Genomic DNA, 1,260 nt, shown 5'->3' with positions numbered 1-1,260 from the left:
CCCTGCTGAAATTCTCAGCAGGTCAGTGGAACACCCTGGTCAATATTGGATTGGCACTTTGCGGTTTAGCTGGTCAAGATTGCATCGGCACCAACAGGTCTACACCCAGAGAGACTTTGAGGTGGTGCGCAATCTGCTCAAAGCGCGGGGCTTTGAGCCATCGCGGCAGTCGGAGCCGGTACCGCGCAGTCAGGTGCAACCTGGTGAATCCGAGAAATGGGGCGCCCTGCGCGTCTCTGATGGCCTGGTGGCGGTGGTGCCGTTGGGACTGCCGGGGGTTCAAATTCCCATGGGCAGCATGCTGTGCATGGATGTGCGCCAAGCGCTGGCCTTGCCCTACGAGGTACTGGTGTTCTGCGAGAACTTGGAGCCCATGCTGCGGCTGCACGAATACCAGTGGCTGGCGGGATTCCTCAAGGGGCGCCCCGCGCTGGCGCTGTTCCGGGGGGCACCGGGGTACTTCCGCACGGATGTGGCGAACGAGCTGCTGGTCCAGGACCATCGGCCCGTGCTGGCGTTCTTCGACTTCGACCCCAAGGGGCTGTCCATGGCCGCGTCAGTGCCACGGCGCGAGGCCTTGTGTTTGCCGCCGCTGGACAGCCTTGAAGTGGCTGTAAAAGGGCAGCGGCGCAAGGATCTGTACCTGGGGTCCGTGGAGGTGTCACGCCCACATCTGGAAGCACAACCCGCAGAGGGCGACTTGGGGCTCGCTTGGGGGCTCATGAAGCGGTTGGAGATGGGGCTGGATCAGGAGCATTTCCCTCACCTCTAGCTCAGCCTTCGAATGCGCTGCCTGGGATTTCAATCATGTCTAGGTCGGCTAGACCGTTTGAACAAGGGTTTAGGGTCTGAGCCCATATCGAGGCTTTCTCACGGTTTCAAATCCTACTGGGGGAAGAAAGAGATCTCACGCCCTGGATGCAACGCTCTGGGCATTCTGCCCCTTTAGAGTTAGAGGAAAACTTGCATGGACGGGAAATTGTTGGCATGAAATTCGACGCCACAGGACTTGTCATGCTCACCCTCTTCAAGCGCCTACTTTCACGTATTTCGGGCAATAGGAAGCCATTTCTCATCTTCTTTGCCATCGTCGGTGAATAGGTCGAAGCGAATTTTTGGAGCTCGTTCCTAAAGAGGCGACCAGTGTATTTCCGCTTCAGGCCGAGGCTGTGTGAAAACCCAACCCTAACCCGCTACCCAAAACTAAAATTGCGGCACCTGATTCGAGCGAGGTGCCCATGAAGCGATTCATCGAAGGCG

Annotated in this window: 1 protein-coding gene; it reads left to right on the top strand. The window is 58.0% G+C overall.

Translation table 11 applies throughout. The annotated features are described in order from the left end of the window. Positions 1–121: 121 nt before the first annotated feature. On the top strand, positions 122–772 hold the full coding sequence (locus tag ASE39_RS16415) for a hypothetical protein (protein ID WP_140426814.1): 651 nt from the start codon (positions 122–124) through the stop codon (positions 770–772). The last annotated feature ends 488 nt before the right edge of the window (positions 773–1,260 follow it).

Source organism: Acidovorax sp. Root267 (genome assembly GCF_001429215.1).
Taxonomy (GTDB): Bacteria; Pseudomonadota; Gammaproteobacteria; order Burkholderiales; family Burkholderiaceae_C; genus Acidovorax; species Acidovorax radicis.
Note: the sequence above shows the minus strand (reverse complement) of the source record. Positions and strands in the feature narration are given on the sequence as shown.